The following is a 19227-nucleotide window of genomic DNA, read 5'->3' on the forward strand; positions in this document are numbered from 1 at the left end:
AATATACTTTTCACCAGACCGGTTTTCCTGTAAAGCCGGTCAATCTGCGACGTGAGGCCCGCCCCCCGGCCGCATGCGAAGGATTGGGGGGAGGCGGCAATGGGGCCGCCATATGACACGGGCGGCCGAGGGCCGGTGCGCCCTGAGGAAACTGCATGTTCGACGAAGTGAAGAAATCGATCCAGTGGGGCGGTGAAACGCTGACGCTGGAAACGGGCAAGGTTGCCCGCCAGGCTGACGGCTCGGTCATCGCCACGCTGGGCGAAACCTCGGTGATGGCGAACGTCACCTTCGCCAAGGAGCCGAAGCCGGGTCAGGACTTCTTTCCCCTGACCGTCCATTACCAGGAAAAATACTATGCCGCCGGCAAGATCCCGGGCGGCTTCTTCAAGCGCGAGGCGCGGCCGACCGAAAAGGAAACGCTGACCGCCCGCCTGATCGACCGCCCCTGCCGTCCGCTGTTCGCGCCGGGCTTCAAGAACGAAGTCCTGGTGATGTGCACCGTGCTGAGCCACGACCTGGTCAACGATCCCGACATCGTGGCGATGATCGCCGCCTCGGCCGCGCTGACGATCTCGGGCGTGCCCTTCATGGGCCCGATCGGCGCCGCGCGCGTGGGCTTTGCCAATGGCGAATACGTCCTGAACCCGGACGTGGCCGACATGGACAACCTGCGGGGCAACCCCGAACAGCGTCTGGACCTGGTCGTCGCCGGGACCAAGGACGCCGTGATGATGGTCGAATCGGAAGCCTATGAGCTGACCGAGGAAGAGATGCTGGGCGCCGTCAAGTTCGGCCACGAGCAGATGCAGCCGGTCATCGACCTGATCATCGACCTGGCCGAGGACGCCGCGAAAGAGCCCTTCGACTTCCAGTCGCCCGACTATTCCGAGCTTTACGCCCGCGTGAAGTCGCTGGGCGAGCAAGGGATGCGCGCGGCTTATGCGATCATCGACAAGTCCGACCGCCGCGACGCCATCCAGGCCGTGCGCGAGCAGATCGTCGCCGGCCTGTCCGAAGAGGAACTGGCCAACCCGAACCTGGGTTCGGCGCTGAAGAAGCTGGAATCGGGCATCCTGCGGGGCGACATCATCCGCGGCGGCGCCCGGATCGACGGCCGCGACAACCGCACCATCCGCCCCATCGACTCGGAAGTGGGCATCCTGCCGCGCACCCACGGCTCGGCGCTGTTCACCCGCGGGGAAACCCAGGCGCTGGTCGTGACCACGCTGGGCACGGGCGACGACGAGCAGATCATCGACGCGCTGCACGGCAACTCGCGTTCCAACTTCCTGCTGCACTACAACTTCCCGCCCTATTCGGTGGGCGAGGTGGGCCGCGTGGGTTCGCCCGGCCGCCGCGAGATCGGCCACGGCAAGCTGGCCTGGCGCGCGCTGCAGGCGGTGCTGCCGGCCCCGACCGACTTCCCCTACACCATCCGCGTCGTGTCCGAGATCACCGAGTCGAACGGCTCGTCCTCCATGGCCTCGGTCTGCGGCGGCTCGCTGTCGATGATGGACGCAGGCGTGCCGCTGAAGGCGCCGGTCGCGGGCGTGGCCATGGGCCTCGTGCTTGAGGACGGCGACAACTGGGCCGTGCTGACCGACATCCTGGGCGACGAGGATCACCTCGGCGACATGGACTTCAAGGTCGCGGGCACCGAGAACGGCATCACCTCGCTGCAGATGGACATCAAGGTCCAGGGGATCACCCCCGAGATCATGGGCCAGGCCCTGGCGCAAGCCAAGGAAGGCCGGATGCACATTCTCGGCGAGATGTCGAAGGCCCTGACCGAAGGCCGCCGCGAGTTCTCGGCCCATGCCCCGCGCATCGAGACGATGACGATCCCGACCGACAAGATCCGCGAAGTGATCGGCTCGGGCGGCAAGGTCATCCGCGAGATCGTGGAAACCTCGGGCGCCAAGGTCGACATCAACGACGACGGCACCATCAAGATCGCCTCGGCCAACGCCGATTCGATCAAGAAGGCTTATGACATGATCTACTCGATCGTGGCCGAGCCCGAGGAAGGCAAGATCTACACCGGCAAGGTCGTCAAGCTGGTGGACTTCGGCGCCTTCGTGAACTTCTTCGGCAAGCGCGACGGCCTGGTGCATGTCAGCCAGATCGCCGGCAAGCGCCTTCAGCACCCGAACGAGGTCCTGAAGGAAGGCCAGGAGGTCAAGGTCAAGCTGCTGGGCTTCGACGACCGCGGCAAGGTCCGCCTGGGCATGAAGATGGTGGACCAGGAAACCGGCGAGGAGATTTCCGAGCCGAAGAAGGAAGACGCGCAGGCCGAGTGATCCCTGCCATGTGACGCCCGAAGGCCCCGGTCACCGCCGGGGCCTTTTTCATGCGCGGAATTCGCTTTCCGTCCGGATCGGTGAATGGGCATTGAAATGCGTCCAATGTCATCACGATCCTTGCCGATTGACCATCATTGCTTATCATTGCGGCAGGGCCGGATACGCGCGCCATGCCGCAATGGGATTGTTCGCGTTTACCCCCGCCATGTCGGTTGTTTGTATGTTGCAGGTAATACGTGTCAAAGATCAGCATCCGGGCGGATCAGAAGCGCCTTGGCCAGGGCGTGCGAAGATTTCTGATCGTCGAATCCGATACACCGCTGCGCAGGCTGCGGCATCATCGAATCTTTTTCGATATCCCCGAGGGAGTCACCGGCCGCCCGGCGCTGCTGGATTGCCATGTCGCGCCCGCCCTGATGCTGGCCATGGCCGAGGGCCGGGACCTGTTCGTCCGGGGTCCGGTTTCGCGCCGGATGATCCACAACGCTTATGAATTCGTCGAGGCCTGGGCCAGCTGGCGCCCCGCGCTGTTCTCGCGCGTCGGGATCGAGGCCGAGAGCATCGTGGATCAGGTGGATGATCGCCCGTCCCGCGCGATCCAGGCCTTCAGCGGCGGATTGGATGCGCTGTACACCACCTGGTACCACAGGATCGGCGGACCCGGGCAGGCCTGCAGGCCGCTGCAGGCGGCATTGCTGGTCCAGGGCTTCGACATCTCGCTCCGTGACGACCGCAGCATGCAGATCATCTACGATCAGGGGCGGGCGACCCTCGACACGGTCGGTGTTCGCCTGTTCCGGATGAAGACCAACCTGAAGAAGGCGATCCGCATCGACTGGGAAATGTTCCACGGCGCCGCCATCGCCTGCGCCCTGATGCAGTTTTCCGACCAGTTCAACCAAGGGCTGATCGGCAGCAGCGGTCCCTATGATGCCCTGGAAATCCCCTGGGGCTCGAATCCCATCACCGATCCCTTGGTGGGCGGCGGCGCCATGACGATCCACCATGACGGTTGCGGGCGGTCGCGCAATGACAAGATCAATGCCGTTGCGGGCTGGCCGGTGGCGGCCGACAACCTGCGAGTGTGCTGGCGCAATTCCGATCCCTCGCAGAATTGCGGCATTTGCGAGAAATGCATCCGCACTGCGCTGGGCTTTCTGGCCAATGGCCATGCAATTCCGAAAAGTCTCAGGGCCGACATTTCGGTGGCCGACATCCTCGGCTGCCCGACCGACAACAAGGTCCAGAGGGATCGTTTCCGCCAGCTTCGGGATCTCGCGGTCCGCAATGGTGTGACTGGCGCCTGGGTGGATGCGATCGGCGCCAAGCTGCAGTCCAGAAATCCGGCGCGACGGAAGCCGAAGGTGGTGGTCCTTCCGCGCGCCGCCTGACCCGCCGGACAGCGCGCCCCTTTCGGGGGCGCGCAGTGTGTTTGGCAAGCCGCCCCGCGCGCGCTAGGAACTGCGGGAAACGAGGGCGCGAGGGGCACATGATCTGCGCGGGGCTGGATATCGGCGGGACCAAGATCGAGGCGCGGCTGTTCGACGCCGACTTGCAGGCGACCCATTCGCACCGGGTGCCGACCCCCCGTGCCAGCGCGGATGCCTTCTTCGCCGCCGTGGGGGAACAGGTCGCCTGGCTGCGGGAACGTGCAGGCGCCGACCTGCCCATCGGCATCGCCATGACCGGCGTGGTCGAGCCCGACACGGGCCTCGCCCAGACCGCGAACCTGCCGATCAGCGGCCAGCCCATGGCCGAGCGCCTGACCGCCGTCGCGGGCCGCCCCCTGCCGGTGATGAACGATTCCATGGCGCTTGCCTTTTCCGAGGCGAACGGCGGCGCGGCCGATGGCGCGGCGGCCGTCGTCGGGCTGATCTTCGGGACCGGGGTCGCTGCGGGCATCTGCGTCGACGGCCGCCCCGCCGCGCGCTACGGCGGCATCGCGGCGGAACTCGGCCATTGCGGGATGCCGGCCCGGGCGCTGGACCGGCACGGCCTGGGCCTGTGGCGCTGCGGCTGCGGGCGGGACGGCTGCATCGAGGCCTATATCCCGGGACCGGGGCTGATCCGGCTGGCCGCCCACATGGGCCTTGGCGAGATCGCGCCGCCCGAACTGGCCGCCCGCGCCGCCGGCGGGGACGCGCAGGCCGAGGCGGTGCTGGCCACCTGGGCGGACCTTTCCGCCGAGGCGCTCGAGATCCTGCAGATGACGATCGATCCGCAGATCGTGGTGCTGGGGGGCGGCCTGTCGCAGATGCCCGGCTTCGTGGAGCGGCTCGAGGCGGCGCTGCCCGCGCGCCTGATGCCCGGCACCCCGCGTCCCATCCTGCGGCTCGCGCGCCACGGGGACGCCAGCGGCGTGCGCGGCGCGGCCCTGCTGGCCCGCATGGCCGCGGCAGAGCAGCCTTGGACCTGCTGATCGCCCCCGGCCTGACCTGGGTCCGGGGCGCGTTGCGGGAAGGGCTGGGGGTCCGGCTGCGGGACGGCCGCGTGGTTTCGGCCGGGCCGCTGGGGTCTGCCACGCCCGACCTGCGTGTGCATCTGCTGATGCCGGGCGCGACCGACCTGCAGGTGAACGGGGGCGGGGGCGTGCTGTTCAACGCGGACCCCTCGCCCGGCGGGATCGCCGCGATCCGGGCCGCGCATCATGGCCTCGGCACCCATGCGATCCTGCCCACCGTCATCACCGACGCGCCCGACGTGATGGAGGCCGCAGCCGAGGCGGTGATCGCCGCCCGGGAAGCCCCCGGCATCGCGGGCATCCATATCGAGGGGCCCCATATCGCGCCCGAGCGGCGGGGCACCCACGACGCGCGCCATGTCCGCCCGCTGGACGAGCGCACCTTGGCCGTGCTGTCGCGCCTGCGGGCGGCAGGCGTGCCGGTGCTGCTGACGCTGGCGCCGGAACGCGCCGATCCGGCGCTGCTGGCACGCGCGGCGGCCCTGGGCGTGGTGCTGTCCGCAGGCCATTCCTCGGCCACGGCCGAAGAGGCGCAGGCGGCCTTTGACCGGGGCGTCACGATGGTCACGCATCTCTTCAACGCCATGCCGCCGCTTCATCACCGCGACCCCGGCCTTGCCGCAGCCGCGATCCTGTCGGATGCCTGGGTGGGGCTGATCCCCGACGGCATCCACGTGGACTGGGCCATGCTGCGGCTGGCGCTGGCCGCCCGTCCCCGGCCGGACCGCTGCTTCATCGTCTCGGACGCCATGCCCACGGTGGGCGGCCCCGACGCCTTCACGCTGTATGGCCGGCGGATCGAGGTCCGGGACAGACGCCTGGTGAACGCCGAAGGAGCGCTGGCGGGTGCCCATGTGGACATGCTGACCGGCGTGGCACGGCTGCACCGGCAGGGCGGCGTTCCCCTTGAAAGCTGCATCGCCATGGCGACCGACGCGCCGCGCGCGGCCATGGGCTTGCCGCCCCTGGAGATTGCGCCGGGAACGCCCGCGGGCAGCCTGGCGGTGCTGGACGAAGCCTTGGGCTTCGCCGGTTGGCTCGACCGCCTGTTATAACGGATTCGTGCCCTTGCCGGGCTGCGGCCCCGCTGCAATGCTGGCGCCATGACCCCTCGACTGCACTTGCCCTTGTGGGGACTCCACGCCGGACGGGCCGCGGCAGTCGCGGCCCTGGCCGCGCTGACGCTGATGCTGGCCGATCCCGGCGCGGCCCAGTCCCCCCCCGGCCCCGCAGGCCCCGGCGCGCAGGGCCCGCGCGAGGTCGGCGTGATGCAACTCGAACGCGAAACGGTACCTGTGACCGTCACGCTGCCCGGCCGGGCCGTGGCCTATCAGGAAACCGCCATCCGCCCTCAGGTCGGCGGCGAGGTCGCCGAGATCGCCTATCAGCCCGGCGTCCCCGTCAAGGCGGGGACGGTGCTGTTCCGCCTGAACGACGACCAGCTCGAGGCGACGCTGTCCGCGGCCCGCGCCGCCGTCACCAGCGCCGAGGCCGCCGTCCAGGGCGCCAGCGCGACCGTCAGCCGCTATGACCGCCTGCAGGGCACCGGCGTCAGCCAGGCCGAACTGGAAACGGCGCAGGTGGCGCTTGCCATCGCGCGCGCCAGCCTGTCGGCGGCCGAAGCCGACCGGGCACAGGCGCAGCTTGCCATGGACCGGACCGAGGTCCGCAGCCCCATCGACGGCATCCCCGACATCGCCCAGGTCTCGGTGGGTGATCTTGTCACCGCCAACCAGGCCGAGGCGCTGACCACGGTCACGCAGCTCGACCCGATCTATGTCGATGTCTCGCAATCCCGCGCCAGCGTCCTGCGCAATCGCGAACAGCGCTCGGCCGGCATCCTGAGGCGCTCTGACGGGCGCGAGGCCCAGCTGATCCTGGAAACCGGGCAAGCCTATTCCGAACCCGGCCAGATGGTCGCGCCGGGACGGCAGGTGTCCTCGACCACGGGGACGGTTCCCTATCGCTGGCAGTTCCCCAACCCCGACCGCCTGATCCTGCCGGGCCAGTTCGTGCGGGTGCAGGTGGCGGTCGGCGCGGTCGAGGGCGTGCTGGTCCCGCAGGGCCCCACGCGGCGTTCGGCAACCGGACAGCTGACGGCCTTTGTCGCCCGCGACGGGCGGGCCGAGGAGGTCGTGCTGACCGAGGCGGGCACCCACGAAAGCAACTGGATCGTGACCGAAGGCGTCGCGGCGGGCGACCTCCTGATCCTCGACGGGCTGACCAACCTGAACGACGGGGACGAGATCACCACCCTTCCCGTCACCATCGACGCCGAGGGCGTGGTGCGCGAGCTGTCGGGCGCCGGGGAACCGGCCGCGTCCGGTCCCGCCCCGGCCGGCCCCGGGGACGCGGCCGCACCCGCCGCCGCAACCGCGGCGGGCGGAACCTCGTCGCCGGCCCCGATGGCCGCGCAGGCCGCCGTGGTCGGCGCCCCTCCGGCCAATCCCGCCCGCAGCCCCGCCGCGGCCACGGGCATGAACTGATGGCGCAGTTCTTCATCCATCGCCCGGTCTTCGCCTGGGTGCTGGCGATCGTGACCATGCTGGCGGGCCTCTGGGGCGTCCTGAACCTGCCCGTGTCGCAATATCCCGACATCGCGCCCACGACCGTCCGCATCTCGGCCAGCTACCCCGGCGCCACCGCCGAAGCCGTGCAGAACTCGGTCACGACGCCGATCGAGGATTCGCTGACGGGCCTCGAAGGCCTGCTTTACTTCGAGTCCTCGTCCTTCCGGGGCCGGTCCTCGCTGACGCTGACCTTCGACGACAGCGTGGACCCGACGGACGCGCTGAACGACGTGCAGTCGCGCGTCCGCAGCGTCGAATCCCGCCTGCCCTCGGCGGTGCAGGACGATGGCGTGTCGGTCACCCGCTCGACCTCGTCGATCCTGATGGTGGGAGCGCTGGTCTCGGCGGGCAATGACTATTCCACGGTCGAACTCGGCAACCTGCTGGAAGAGGTCGTGGAAGGCCCGGTCAAGCGCGTTCCGGGCGTGGGCGGCATCGACATCTTCGGCTCGGGCTACGCCATGCGGATCTGGCTCGATCCGCTGCGCCTTGCGCAATACCAGCTGACGCCTTCGGACATCACGGCGGCGGTGGCGGAACAGAACTCGACCGTCTCGGTGGGGTCGCTCGGCAGCCAGCCCTCGGTCGCGGGCCAGCAGTTCACGGCGACCATCACCGCGCAAAGCCAGCTGACCAGCGTCGAGGATTTCCAGCGCATCCTTCTGCGCACGGGCGAGGACGGCGCCTCGGTCTGGCTGGGCGACGTGGCCGAGATCGAGATCGGGCAGGAAGCCTACGGCGCCAACAGCCGCTTCAACGGCGCGAATGCCTCGGGCTTCGGCGTCAACCTGGAAACCGGGGCCAATGCCGTGGACACGGCCGCGGGCGTGCGCGCGGTGCTGGAATCGCTTCAGCCCGCCCTGCCGGACGGGGTCGAGCTGCGCGTGGCTTATGACACCTCGCCCTTCGTGGAACGCTCGATCGAGAAGGTCTGGCACACGCTCTTCGAGGCGATCCTGCTGGTGATCGCCGTCATCCTGGTCTTCCTGCAAAGCTGGCGGGCGACGATCATCCCGGTGATCGTGGTGCCGGTCGTGCTGCTGGGCACCTTCGCGGTGCTGTTCGCGCTGGGCTACACGATCAACACGCTGACCATGTTTGCCATGGTGCTGGCGATCGGCCTGCTGGTGGACGACGCCATCGTGGTGGTGGAAAACGTCGAGCGCATCATGCGCGAGGACGGGCTGGACCCGGTGCGCGCGACCGAGGTGGGGATGCGCCAGATCACCGGCGCGCTGATCGGCATCGCGGTGGTCCTGTCGGCGGTCTTCCTGCCCATGGCCTTCATGGCGGGCTCGACCGGGGTGGTCTACCGCCAGTTCTCGGTGACGATCATCACCGCGATGATGCTGTCGCTGGCCGCCGCCCTGATCCTGACGCCCGCGCAGACCGCGTCCATGCTGCGCCCCCACCAAGGGCCGCCGCGCTTCGCGCCCGCGCGCTGGTTCAACCGGGGCTTCGACCGGGCGAGCGACTGGTACGCGCGCGTCGTCGCCCGCACAGTGCGGCATCCGATGCTGGTGCTGCTGGTGCTGGCGGTGATCTCGGTGGCGGTCTGGCAGCTCTTCACGCGCATGAACTCGACCTTCCTGCCGACCGAGGACCAGGGCGTGCTGATGGCCCAGATCAACCTCTCGGAAGGCTCGACCACCCAGCAGACCCTGGCCGTGGTGGAGGAAATCGAAAGCTACCTGCTGAACGAGGAACCGGCGGTCGCCTCGACCTTCGGGGCGCTGGGCTTCGGGTTCTCGGGCACGGGGCAGGGGCGGGCCACGCTGTTCGTCCGGCTCAAGGACTTCGACGAAAGGCCCGACCCCGACGAGTCCGCCTCGGCCGTGGTCGGACGCGCGACCGAGCGCTTCGGCAACCACCGCGCGGGACGGATCAACTTCGTCCAGCCGCCCCCCATCCAGGGCCTGGGCAACAGCGCCGGCTTCCAGATGTACCTGATCGACCAGTCGGCCCAGGGGACGGCCGCCCTGCGCGAGGCGGCGCAGGCGCTGGAGGAGGCGGGCGAGGCCCATCCCCAGCTGGTCAACGTCCGCAGCCAGGGCGACGAGGATGACGCGGCGCTGCGGCTGGACATCGACCCCCAGCGGGCCGAGGCGGCGGGCCTGAGCCTGTCCGAGGTGAACGGGATGCTGGCCACGATCTTCTCGGGGCGCGAGGTCAACGACTTCGCCATGGGCGCCACGCTGCGCCCCGTGATCGTGCAGGCGGGCGCCGAGTTCCGGATGCAGCCCGAGGACCTGGAAGACTGGTATGCCCGCAATTCCTCGGGCGAGATGGTGCCTTTCAGCGCCTTCATGTCCACCCGCTGGGTTCCGGTGGCCCCGCGCCTGTCGCGCTTCGAGGGGACCGACGCGATCTCGATCTCGGGCAGCGAGGCCGAGGGCGCGACCTCGGGGCAGGCCATGGCGGCGATGACGGACCTGGTGGGGCAGATGCCGGGCGGCTACGGCGTGGCCTGGACCGGCCTCAGCTACCAGGAACAGCAGGCGGGCAACCAGGCGCCTTACCTTTACGCCCTGTCGGCGCTGGTGGTGTTCCTGTGCCTGGCCGCGCTTTACGAAAGCTGGACGGTGCCCTTCTCGGTCATGCTGGCGGTGCCGGTGGGCGTCCTGGGTGCCGTTCTGGCCGCCCTGATCTTCGGGCAGTCGAACGACGTGTATTTCAAGGTGGGCATCCTCACGACCATCGGCCTGGCCGCCAAGAACGCCATCCTGATCGTGGAATTCGCCCGTGACCTCGAGGTGGGCGGCCGATCCACGGCCGAGGCGGCGATCGAGGCCGCCAAGCTGCGCCTGCGGCCGATCCTGATGACCTCGCTGGCCTTCATCCTGGGCGTGCTGCCCCTGGCGGTCGCCACCGGGGCGGGGGCGGCGGCGCAGAACTCGATCGGGATCGGGGTGATGGGGGGCATGATCTCGGCCACCTTCCTGGGCATCTTCATGATCCCTGGCCTTTACGTGGCCGTGCGCCGCCTGACCGGGAACCGGCCGCTGGTCGCGCGGCATGCGCAACCCGCGAGCGCATGAGAAAAGGGCCGCGCGATGGCGGCCCTTTCCGAAGCATCATCCCGCGGTCACAGGATGAATTCGTCGGTCGAATACTGGTAGGCCCGGATCCCGCCGTCGGCGATGATCAACTGGAAATCCGCCACGCCGTCGTTGTTGACGTGACCCGACAGGATCGTGTTCGTCCCCTGTTCGCTGAGCGCCACCGTTCCCGCTGCGCGCGAGGTGCTGAAGGCGAAGGCCTGGTTGCCGCCATAGTTCAGGTTGGCATCGATCCCCGACAGGTCGATCCGGTCACCGCCCGTGGTGCCCACGCCCTCGAAGGCCACCGCGCCGTCGCCTGCCGCGATCACGTCATAGCCGAAGCGCGCGTTCGAATCGGTGTGGCTGTGGAAGACGAAGCGATCCGCCCCCGCGCCGCCGTAAAGGTCGTCGGCGCCGGTGCTGCCGAACAGGACGTCGTTGCCGGCCTGGCCCCGCAGCACGTCATTGCCCGCCTGGCCCTGCAGCACATCCGCCCCGACGCCTCCCACCAGCGCGTCGTTGCCGGCGCCGCCGATCAGGTTGTCGTTGCCCCCGGCGCCGATGATCGTGTCGTTCCCCGCCATGCCGTTGATCGCGTCATTGGCCGAGGTCCCGTTCACCCTGTCGTTGGCGTTGCTGGCATAGCCCGCCGAGACGGTCAGCACATAGCTGCCGGTGGCGTTGTCGCCCTGCTCGCCGACCACCAGCGTGTAGGTCGAGGTCCCGCCCGCGCCGATCTTGAAGGTCAGTTGCGCGTCCCGGTTCGTGCCCGGCGACACGTCGTCGTTTTCAAGCAGGCGGCTCCCCGACGAGTCGTACAGCGCGAGGTTCGGGTCGCCCAGCGTGCCGTTCCCGCTGGAAGCGCCCTTGGCGGCGACCGAATAGGTCAGGCCGCTGATGAAGGTGGTGTTGAAGCTGTCGTACTCGCCCTGGTACGAGATCACGCCCCGTCCCGTGGTTCCGGTCCCGATGGTGCCGTTGTAGGCCATCCTGTTCTCCCAAGCTTTGCGCCGATCGCGGCTGCTGCATCCTAGGATCGCGTGCCATCACCCGCACTTCACCTTGCGGCGCGCGGCGCGTGACCGGCCTGCGAGCCGTCGTGCGCTTCAACGCGAGACCGCGCAGGCCCGTTCGCTCACGATCCGGTGCATCGGCGGAAGCCCGCAGGCCAGGAAATGCCCCGGCCCTGGCGGCCGACCGGAAAGCCCTAGGGAATCATTGAGGACGCGGCCTGCGCGCCCAAAGGAAAGACGCCCCTCCACCTTCGGGTGGCGGGGCGTCTGTCGTTCATGGTCATGCCGGGAAAGGTGACGGACCCAGCCGGGCCCTGCGCCGGCGCTGCGGGCATCCGGGGCTGCAGACGATCCACCGGACCGCCTGCAGGCGCCCTGCCGGCCCTTCGCCTACGCTCCGGGCGATTGCCGGGGGAAAGGTCTACCGGACCTTTCCCGGATCCGGCTCACCCCTTCTTCAGGCAGCGGTTGCCCAGCAGTTCTGCGATCTGGACCGCGTTCAGGGCCGCGCCCTTGCGCAGGTTGTCGCTGACGCACCACAGGTTCAGGCCGTTTTCCAGCGTCTGGTCCTGGCGGATGCGGCTGACATAGGTTGCGTCCTCGCCCGCGGATTCGATGGGGGTGACGTAGCCGCCGGGCTCGCGCTTGTCGATCACCAGCACGCCCGGCGCTTCGCGCAGGATGTCGCGGGCCTCGTCCTCGTCCAGGAAGTCCTCGAACTCGATGTTGATCGATTCGGAGTGGCCCACGAAGACCGGGACGCGCACGCAGGTCGCCGTCACCTTGATCGACGGATCAAGGATCTTCTTGGTCTCGGCGACCATCTTCCATTCCTCCTTGGTCTGGCCGTCTTCCATGAAGACGTCGATCTGGGGAATGACGTTGAAGGCGATCTGGCGCTGGAACTTCTTGGGCTCGACCTCCTGGCCGGGGACATACATCCCCTTGGTCTGGGACCAGAGCTCGTCCATGCCTTCCTTGCCCGCGCCCGACACCGACTGGTAGGTCGAGACGACGACCCGCCTGATCCGCGCGCGGTCGTGCAGCGGCTTCAGCGCCACCACCATCTGCGCGGTCGAGCAGTTGGGGTTCGCGATGATCATCTTGTTGCGGTAATCCTCGACCGCGTCGGGGTTCACCTCGGGCACGATCAGCGGGATCGCGGGGTCGTAGCGGTACAGCGACGAGTTGTCGATCACCACGCAGCCCTGGCTGGCCGCGATGGGGGCGTATTTCTTGGTCGCGTCCGAGCCGATGGCGAACAGCGCGATGTCGTAGCCGGTGAAGTCGAAGCCCTCGATATCCCGGGTCTTGAGCGTCTTGTCGCCATAGCTGACTTCAGTGCCGAGGCTCCGGCGCGAGGCCAGAGCCACCACCTCATCGGCAGGAAACTGGCGCTCGGCCAGGATGCTCAGCATTTCGCGGCCCACGTTCCCCGTGGCCCCCGCGACGACGACCTTGTAGCCCATCGACGTCCCTTTCACGAACAAGACGGCGGGCCATAGCCGAAAACCCCGGCGAAGTGAAGGCTGCAAGGCCGCAATGGGTATTTGGATCAGGAAGAAGTCACCGGCCTTTCCTTCCGGCCCGGATACCCGCAGAAACTGTCCCGCAGGACAGGAGATGCCGATGACCGAGCCCGAGTTCGCCCCCGCCGATGCCGGAAGCCGCCCTCTGTGGCTGGTCGCTCAGGGCGACGACGGGCCGCTCTGGCCCGAGGGGGTGGAGTGCGCCTTTGCCAAGGCCTCGGGGTTCGCGGCGAAGCCGGGCCAGATCTGCCTGCTGCCGGGCGAGGGAGGAGTCGCGGGGGCGCTGTTCGGAGTCGGCAAGCCCGCCACGCCCGCAGATCGCCCGGCGCGCGAGCGGTTCACGCTGGCCCGCGCCGCCGAAGGACTGCCCGAGGGGGCGTGGCATCTGGCCGGGGTGCCGGACAGCTACAATCTGGCGCATGGGGCGCTGGGGTGGCTTTTCGCGCAATACCGCTTTGACCGCTACAAGAAGGCCGAGCCGCCCAGGGCGCGGCTGGTCTGCCCCGCGGGCGTGGACCGCGAGGCCCTGCTGGCGATGGCCGCGGGGGAATATCTGGCACGCGACCTGATCAACACGCCCGCGTCCGACATGGGACCGGCCGATCTGGAAGCGGCCGCCCGTGATCTTGCGGCGCGCCACGGTGCCTCTGTCGAGGTGATTTCAGGCGAAGCGCTGGCCGAGAACTTCCTCATGATCCACGCTGTCGGCCGTGCCGCCGGTCCGGGCCGCGCGCCGCGGCTGATCGATCTGCGCTTTCCGGGCGACGGGCCAGCGGTCACGCTGGTGGGCAAGGGGGTGTGCTTCGACACGGGGGGCTTGGACATCAAGCCCTCGGCCTCGATGCTGATCATGAAGAAGGACATGGGCGGGGCCGCGAACGTGCTGGGGCTGGCCGAGACGCTGGCACGGCTGGGACGCGCGGGCGGGCTGCGGGTGCTGGTGCCGGCGGTGGAAAACGCGGTTTCGGGCGACAGCTTCCGCCCCGGCGACGTGCTGACCAGCCGCAAGGGCCTGACGGTTGAGGTCAACAACACCGACGCCGAGGGCCGCCTGATCCTCGCCGACGCGCTGGCCTATGCGGCCGAGGAAGGCCCGCGCCTGCTGGTGTCCATGGCGACGCTGACGGGGGCCGCGCGGGTGGCCCTTGGCCCGGACCTGCCGCCCTTCTTCTGCGACGACGACGCCGTGGCCGAGGCGCTGTATCAGGCGGGCCGCGACCACGCCGACCCGATCTGGCGGATGCCCTTCTGGGAGCCCTACGAGGCCATGATCGAGCCCGCCATCGCCGATCTGGACAACGCGCCGTCGGGAGGCTTCGCGGGCGCGATCACCGCCGCGCTGTTCCTGCGGCGCTTTGCCGAAGGGGCCGGGGCCTACGTGCATTTCGACATCTACGGCTGGCAGCCCTCGGCGGCGCCGGGCCGGCCCAAGGGCGGCGTGGGGCAGGGGATGCGCGCGATCCTGCACGCGCTGCCGAGGATGGCCTGATGGACCGCCGCCTGACCCCCGCGACCGACCGCGTGGCGCTGCGCGGATCGGGGATCGCGCGGGACATGCTGGCAGATGGCCGCCCCATGCGGGTGGCCGCGCCCGTGGCCGACCTGCTGCGCGCGCCCGGCGGGGCAAGGGACCGGCAGCTTCTGCACGGTGCGGATGTCACGCTGATAGAGGAGCGCGACGGCTGGGGCTTCGTGCAGGCGGCGGCGGACGGCTATTGTGGCTGGGTGGCGTTGTCTGCGTTGACCGGCGAACGCCCCGCGATCACCCATCGCGTGACGGCCGCAGCCACGCATCTTTATCCCGCCGCCGACTTCAAGCGGCCCGAGCGGGGCAGCCTGCCCATGGGCGCGCGCCTGTCGGTCACGGGGACCGAGGGCCGCTTCGCCCGGCTGGCCGACGGGCTGTTCGTGCCGGTCCAGCACATCTCGGACGCAGCCGCCGAGGACCCGGCCGAGGTGGCGCTGCGCCTGATCGGGACGCCCTACCTGTGGGGCGGGAACAGCCGCCTTGGCATCGACTGCTCGGGGCTGGCGCAGGCGGCACTGCACGGGGCGGGGATCGCCTGCCCGGGCGACAGCGACCTCCAGCGCGACGCCTTCCCCGAAACGGAAACGGTCCAGCGCGGCGACCTGCTGTTCTGGCCCGGCCACGTCGCGCTGGCGCTGGACGCCCGGACGATGGTCCACGCGACCGCCTGGACCATGTCCGTCATCACCGAGGACATCGCGGCCGCCATCGCCCGCATCGACGCGGCGGGCGACGGTCCCTTCCTCGGCGCGCGCCGTCCGCGTCTGGACGACCGCATCGCCTTTCCGTAACTGTCGCGCAGCGTCGAGGAACGGCTTGCCGCTGGCCAGCGGCAGCAGGGGAGGGGTCTGATGGTGCATCTGTGGGTCCGGGCGGAAAGCCGCCCCAACGAGGACAGGGTCGGCATCACCCCCGAGGGCGTGCGCGACCTGATCCGCCGCGGCTTCCGCGTCACCGTCGAGGACAGCCCGCGCCGCGTGATCCCGACCGCCGACTATCGCGCCGCCGGGGCCTCGATCGCGCCGGAAGGCTCCTGGCCCGAGGCCCCCGTGGACGCCATCGTCTTCGGCCTCAAGGAACTGCCCGAGGACGGCAGCCCGCTGATGCACCGCCACATCATGTTCGGCCATGCCTTCAAGGGCCAGCCCGCGGGCGAGGTGCTGCTGCGCCGCTTCCGCGAAGGGGGCGGGCGGCTTTACGATCTCGAATACCTGCTGGACGACAACGGGCGCAGGCTGGCGGCCTTCGGCTACTGGGCGGGCTATGCGGGCGCGGCGGTCACGCTGAAGGCCTGGGCCGCGCAGCACCGGGGCGATATCTGCCCGCCCGTGGGCACCTATCCCGACAAGGACGCGCTTGCCACCGAACTGCGGGCGGAACTGGACGGCACCGGCCTGCCCCGCCCCCGCGCCATCGTCATCGGCGCGAAGGGCCGCGTGGGCACGGGCGCGGCGGACCTTTGCGCCGAGGTCGGCGTGCGCGTCACCAGGTGGGACATGGCGGAAACCGCGCAGGGCGGCCCCTTCCCGGAAATCCTGCTGCACGAGGTCTTCCTCAACTGCATCCTTGCGCAGCCCGGCTGCCCGGTCTTTGTCCCCGAAAGCGCCGTGAACCCCGGCCGCGCGCTGACCGCGATCGGCGACATCGCCTGCGACCCGACCAGCGCGTTCAACCCGGTCCGCGTTTATGACCGCACGACCACCTGGGACGCCCCGGTCCTGCGCGTGGCGGAACACCCGCCGCTGGACGTCATGGCCATCGACAACCTGCCCTCGATGCTGCCGCGGGAATCGAGCCTCGACTATGCCGCCCAGCTTCTGCCGGTGCTGCGGACGCTCGACGCCATCGAGACGGGCCCCTGGGGCCGTGCCGCCGAGATCTACGACACCCATCTGAAAGGGCTTGCGCCATGACGATCCACTGGGTCGGAACCGGACTTTCCGCCGTTCCCGGACTGCGGCGGCTGCTGAAGGGGCAGACCCCCGTCGCCGTCTGGAACCGCACGGTCGAGAAGGCCCGCGAGGCCGTGGGCGACCTGACCTCGGACATCCGCGAATACAGCGCGCAGGCACTGGCCGCCGCCGTCCGGCCCGGTGACGTGGTGGTGTCCATGCTGCCCGCCGACCAGCACCCGCCGCTGGCGCGCATGTGCATCGAGAAAAGGGCGCATTTCGTCAGCTCTTCCTACATCTCGCCCGAGATGGCGGCGCTGGAGCAGGCAGCGATGGACGCAGGCGTGGCGCTGGTGAACGAGGTGGGCCTTGATCCCGGCATCGACCACCTGATGGCGCATGAGCTGGTGGCCGACTACCGCCATGTGGCGCAGCCGGGCGACGAGATTGCCTTCACCAGCTATTGCGGCGGCATCCCCAAGCATCCGAACCCCTTCCGCTACAAGTTCTCGTGGTCGCCCCTCGGCGTGCTGCGCGCGCTGCGCGCGCCCTCGCTGTCGATCCGGGACGGGGCGGAGCGCCGGGTGGACCGTCCCTGGCACGCGATCGAGCCCTATGACGCGCCCCTGCCCGTGCCCGAGCGCTTCGAGGTCTATCCCAACCGCGATTCCACGGCCTTCGTGGGCCAGTACGGCTTCGACCCCGACTGGACCCTGCGGGACTTCGTGCGCGGCACCATCCGGCTGAAGGGCTGGGCCGAGGCTTGGGCCCCGGTCTTCGTCGAGGTCGAGGGCCTTGCAGGCCCCGAGGGCGACGCCCGCCTGCGCGAGATGGCCGAGGAGTTCTGGTCGCAGCACGCCTATGCCGAGGGCGAGCCCGACCGCGTCGTCCTGTTCGTCCGCCTGGGTGCGACCCGCGATGGCCAGCCGGTCTTCGACAAGGAATGGGTGCTGGACGCCCAGGGCAACGACAAGGGCACGGCCATGGCGCAGCTTGTCTCGATCCCGGTGGCGATGGCGGTCGAGGCGGTTCTGGCGGGCGCCTTCCCGCCGGGCGTCCACGCCGCCCCCGACGACCCCGACCTCGTCGGCCGCTGGCTGGTCGAGGTGGGCGAGATCGCCGACCACATGGCCAAGGTCAACCACCTCGGCGCCTGAAGCCGCCAAACCCCCGGCAGGGACGCCCCCGACCCTGCCGGACCCCGCCCGCGCTTCCTTCCGACCCGGAGAACCCTGCGGGCATCCGAGCGCCCGGTCGCGAGGCGGAACGGGACTCAGCCGTCAGGGCGGTCCCCGCCGATGCCCGCGGCGAACCGTTTCAAGCCACGGCAACGGCTCGCCGGAACGGGCGGGAACAGCGGCCGGTGCGGCCGTACCCCTTCACGCTTCGGTCAACCGCCGGAACGTTTCCCTGCCCCTCCCGTTCCCTCAGGCACATGCCAAGGGAGTCGCAGATGCCGTTCCTTCGTCCGACCGCGGCACTTGCCGCCCTGATCTTCACCCCGCTGGCCGCCTGCGCGCAGGAGTTCAACAGCGCTCCCCCGAACGCGTCCAACCAGACGCCCGCCTTCGAGGGCCAGACCCGCGCGCCCGCCATGGCCGACGACATCGCGCTGGACACGACCTTCATCGCGGACGGGCTGGAACATCCCTGGGGCATGGCGCAGCTTCCCGACGGCGGTTGGCTGGTGACCGAGCGTCCGGGCCGGCTGCGGATCGTCTCGGCCCGCGGCGCGCTGTCCGATCCCATCGGCGGCCTTCCCGAGATTTCGGCGGGCGGCCAGGGCGGGTTGCTGGACGTGGCGATCGCCCCCGACTTCGCCCAAAGCCGGCGGCTCTGGATCAGCTATGCCGCACCCGCGCAGGGCGGCAACCATACGGCGGTCGCCACGGCCACGCTGTCGGCGGACAACTCGGCGCTGGAAAACGTCAAGCAGATCTTCGCGCAGGTGCCGGTCTATGACGGCAACAAGCACTTCGGCAGCCGGGTGGTGCCCGACGGGCAGGGCAACCTGTTCGTGACGCTGGGCGAGCGTTCGGACGTGCCGATCCGCGATACGGCGCAAGCCGACGACAACCACCTGGGCAAGATCGTCCGCATCGACGCCCTGACCGGGGCGCCCGCCGCAGGGAACCCCTCGATGGGCCTGCCGGAAACCTACGCCAAGGGTCTGCGCAACGTGCAGGCGGCGGCGCTGGACGGCAACGGGCGGCTTTGGACCATCGAGCACGGGCCGAAGGGCGGGGACGAGCTGAACCGGATCGAGGCGGGCCGGAACTACGGCTGGCCGGTCATCACCTATGGTGTCGACTATTCGGGCGCGCCGATCAACGAGGGGATCACCGCGCGCGAGGGGATGGAGCAGCCGGTCTATTACTGGGACCCGGTGATCGCACCGGCGGGACTGGCCTTCTACCGGGGCGAGATGTTCCCCGAATGGAACGGCCATCTGCTGACCGGGGCGCTGCAGGGCGACCACGGCCTCGTGCGGCTGCGGCTCGAGGGCGACCGGGTGACGGGCGAGGCGCGCCACCTCGAAGGCATCGGTCGCGTGCGCGACGTCGAGGTGGCGCCCGACGGCTCGATCCTGCTGCTGACCGACAAGGACAACGGCGAGCTGGTGCGGGTGACGCGCCAGTAGACCCGGGCGATCCGGGAAAGCCCTGGGAAGGGGCGGGGTGAAACCCCGCCCTGCGGCAACCGGGCCAGTCGGTCCGCGACCCTGCCGCAGGAAGGATGCCCATGGGGGCAGGTTCCACCCCGCCGACAGGACGCGGCATCAGCTCGACGCCCCGTCCCGATCCTCCCGATCCGCAGAAGGCCCTTGCCCGCACCAGTCGCGGGCGCCGCAGGCAGTCCGGGGTCCCTCCATCACGAGGCCGGACCC

At 69.6% G+C, this 19227-nt stretch carries 14 protein-coding genes; 11 read left to right on the forward strand and 3 right to left on the reverse strand.

All coding sequences use genetic code 11. From position 1 onward, the window contains the following. Positions 1-155: 155 nt before the first annotated feature. Positions 156-2303 carry a polyribonucleotide nucleotidyltransferase gene (gene pnp, locus CK240_RS10865; protein WP_095640367.1) on the forward strand — a complete coding sequence of 716 codons (2148 nt, stop codon included), beginning with the start codon at positions 156-158 and terminating at the stop codon, positions 2301-2303. 242 nt (positions 2304-2545) lie between these two features. On the opposite strand, the gene CK240_RS18680 is transcribed toward pnp, so the two are convergent. Further along, positions 2546-2707, reverse strand: coding sequence for a hypothetical protein (locus tag CK240_RS18680; RefSeq protein ID WP_167650019.1), 162 nt, complete (start codon positions 2705-2707; stop codon positions 2546-2548). A 162-nt stretch (positions 2708-2869) separates the two neighbouring features. On the opposite strand from CK240_RS18680, the gene CK240_RS18685 reads away from it, so the two are divergent. From CK240_RS18685 to CK240_RS10885, 5 genes are all read left to right on the forward strand, one after another. After that, positions 2870-3697: a hypothetical protein gene (locus CK240_RS18685; RefSeq protein WP_167650020.1), complete on the forward strand. Its 828-nt coding sequence runs from the start codon at positions 2870-2872 to the stop codon at positions 3695-3697. A 98-nt stretch (positions 3698-3795) separates the two neighbouring features. Further along, positions 3796-4725 carry an ROK family protein gene (locus CK240_RS10870; RefSeq protein ID WP_167650021.1) on the forward strand — a complete coding sequence of 310 codons (930 nt, stop codon included), beginning with the start codon at positions 3796-3798 and terminating at the stop codon, positions 4723-4725. Then, the gene (locus CK240_RS10875) at positions 4713-5822 is read left to right on the forward strand and encodes an N-acetylglucosamine-6-phosphate deacetylase (protein WP_095640369.1); all 1110 of its coding nucleotides are present in this window, start codon (positions 4713-4715) and stop codon (positions 5820-5822) included. Before CK240_RS10870 ends, CK240_RS10875 begins: the two co-directional genes overlap by 13 nt. A gap of 48 nt (positions 5823-5870) precedes the next feature. Then, the gene (locus tag CK240_RS10880; RefSeq protein ID WP_095640370.1) at positions 5871-7253 is read left to right on the forward strand and encodes an efflux RND transporter periplasmic adaptor subunit; all 1383 of its coding nucleotides are present in this window, start codon (positions 5871-5873) and stop codon (positions 7251-7253) included. Beyond that, positions 7253-10375 (forward strand): multidrug efflux RND transporter permease subunit, encoded by a 3123-nt coding sequence (locus CK240_RS10885; protein WP_095640371.1) that lies wholly within the window; start codon positions 7253-7255, stop codon positions 10373-10375. Before CK240_RS10880 ends, CK240_RS10885 begins: the two co-directional genes overlap by 1 nt. 47 nt (positions 10376-10422) lie before the next feature. Here the strand turns inward: CK240_RS10885 and CK240_RS10890 are convergent, their stop codons facing one another. Beyond that, positions 10423-11367, reverse strand: coding sequence for a calcium-binding protein (locus tag CK240_RS10890; RefSeq protein ID WP_095640372.1), 945 nt, complete (start codon positions 11365-11367; stop codon positions 10423-10425). 470 nt (positions 11368-11837) lie between these two features. Then, positions 11838-12860 (reverse strand): aspartate-semialdehyde dehydrogenase, encoded by a 1023-nt coding sequence (locus CK240_RS10895; protein WP_095640373.1) that lies wholly within the window; start codon positions 12858-12860, stop codon positions 11838-11840. Between the two features lie 154 nt (positions 12861-13014). Between CK240_RS10895 and CK240_RS10900 the strand changes: the two genes are divergently transcribed. From CK240_RS10900 to CK240_RS10920, 5 genes are all read left to right on the forward strand, one after another. Beyond that, positions 13015-14409, forward strand: coding sequence for a leucyl aminopeptidase family protein (locus CK240_RS10900; protein ID WP_420818624.1), 1395 nt, complete (start codon positions 13015-13017; stop codon positions 14407-14409). Continuing rightward, the gene (locus CK240_RS10905) at positions 14409-15239 is read left to right on the forward strand and encodes a C40 family peptidase (protein WP_095640374.1); all 831 of its coding nucleotides are present in this window, start codon (positions 14409-14411) and stop codon (positions 15237-15239) included. The genes CK240_RS10900 and CK240_RS10905 overlap by 1 nt, the downstream gene beginning before the upstream one ends. 60 nt (positions 15240-15299) lie before the next feature. Beyond that, positions 15300-16361 (forward strand): saccharopine dehydrogenase, encoded by a 1062-nt coding sequence (locus tag CK240_RS10910; protein WP_095640375.1) that lies wholly within the window; start codon positions 15300-15302, stop codon positions 16359-16361. Next, positions 16358-17497: a saccharopine dehydrogenase family protein gene (locus CK240_RS10915; protein WP_095640376.1), complete on the forward strand. Its 1140-nt coding sequence runs from the start codon at positions 16358-16360 to the stop codon at positions 17495-17497. Before CK240_RS10910 ends, CK240_RS10915 begins: the two co-directional genes overlap by 4 nt. Before the next feature lie 296 nt (positions 17498-17793). Further along, on the forward strand, positions 17794-18981 hold the full coding sequence (locus CK240_RS10920; RefSeq protein WP_095640377.1) for a PQQ-dependent sugar dehydrogenase: 1188 nt from the start codon (positions 17794-17796) through the stop codon (positions 18979-18981). Positions 18982-19227 lie beyond the last annotated feature (246 nt).

Origin of the sequence: Paracoccus salipaludis (assembly GCF_002287065.1) — a bacterium.
In the GTDB taxonomy this organism is placed as follows: domain Bacteria; phylum Pseudomonadota; class Alphaproteobacteria; order Rhodobacterales; family Rhodobacteraceae; genus Paracoccus; species Paracoccus salipaludis.

Excerpts from the sequence above, each read along its gene's own strand:
- pnp (WP_095640367.1), top strand. The coding sequence starts at position 156 with ATGTTCGACGAAGTGAAGAAATCGATCCAGTGGGGCGGTGAAACGCTG.
- CK240_RS18680 (WP_167650019.1), bottom strand. The coding sequence starts at position 2,707 with ATGGCAATCCAGCAGCGCCGGGCGGCCGGTGACTCCCTCGGGGATATC.
- CK240_RS10870 (WP_167650021.1), top strand. The coding sequence starts at position 3,796 with ATGATCTGCGCGGGGCTGGATATCGGCGGGACCAAGATCGAGGCGCGG.
- CK240_RS10880 (WP_095640370.1), top strand. The coding sequence starts at position 5,871 with ATGACCCCTCGACTGCACTTGCCCTTGTGGGGACTCCACGCCGGACGG.
- CK240_RS10885 (WP_095640371.1), top strand. The coding sequence starts at position 7,253 with ATGGCGCAGTTCTTCATCCATCGCCCGGTCTTCGCCTGGGTGCTGGCG.
- CK240_RS10890 (WP_095640372.1), bottom strand. The coding sequence starts at position 11,367 with ATGGCCTACAACGGCACCATCGGGACCGGAACCACGGGACGGGGCGTG.
- CK240_RS10895 (WP_095640373.1), bottom strand. The coding sequence starts at position 12,860 with ATGGGCTACAAGGTCGTCGTCGCGGGGGCCACGGGGAACGTGGGCCGC.
- CK240_RS10900 (WP_420818624.1), top strand. The coding sequence starts at position 13,015 with ATGCCGATGACCGAGCCCGAGTTCGCCCCCGCCGATGCCGGAAGCCGC.
- CK240_RS10905 (WP_095640374.1), top strand. The coding sequence starts at position 14,409 with ATGGACCGCCGCCTGACCCCCGCGACCGACCGCGTGGCGCTGCGCGGA.
- CK240_RS10910 (WP_095640375.1), top strand. The coding sequence starts at position 15,300 with ATGGTGCATCTGTGGGTCCGGGCGGAAAGCCGCCCCAACGAGGACAGG.
- CK240_RS10915 (WP_095640376.1), top strand. The coding sequence starts at position 16,358 with ATGACGATCCACTGGGTCGGAACCGGACTTTCCGCCGTTCCCGGACTG.
- CK240_RS10920 (WP_095640377.1), top strand. The coding sequence starts at position 17,794 with ATGCCGTTCCTTCGTCCGACCGCGGCACTTGCCGCCCTGATCTTCACC.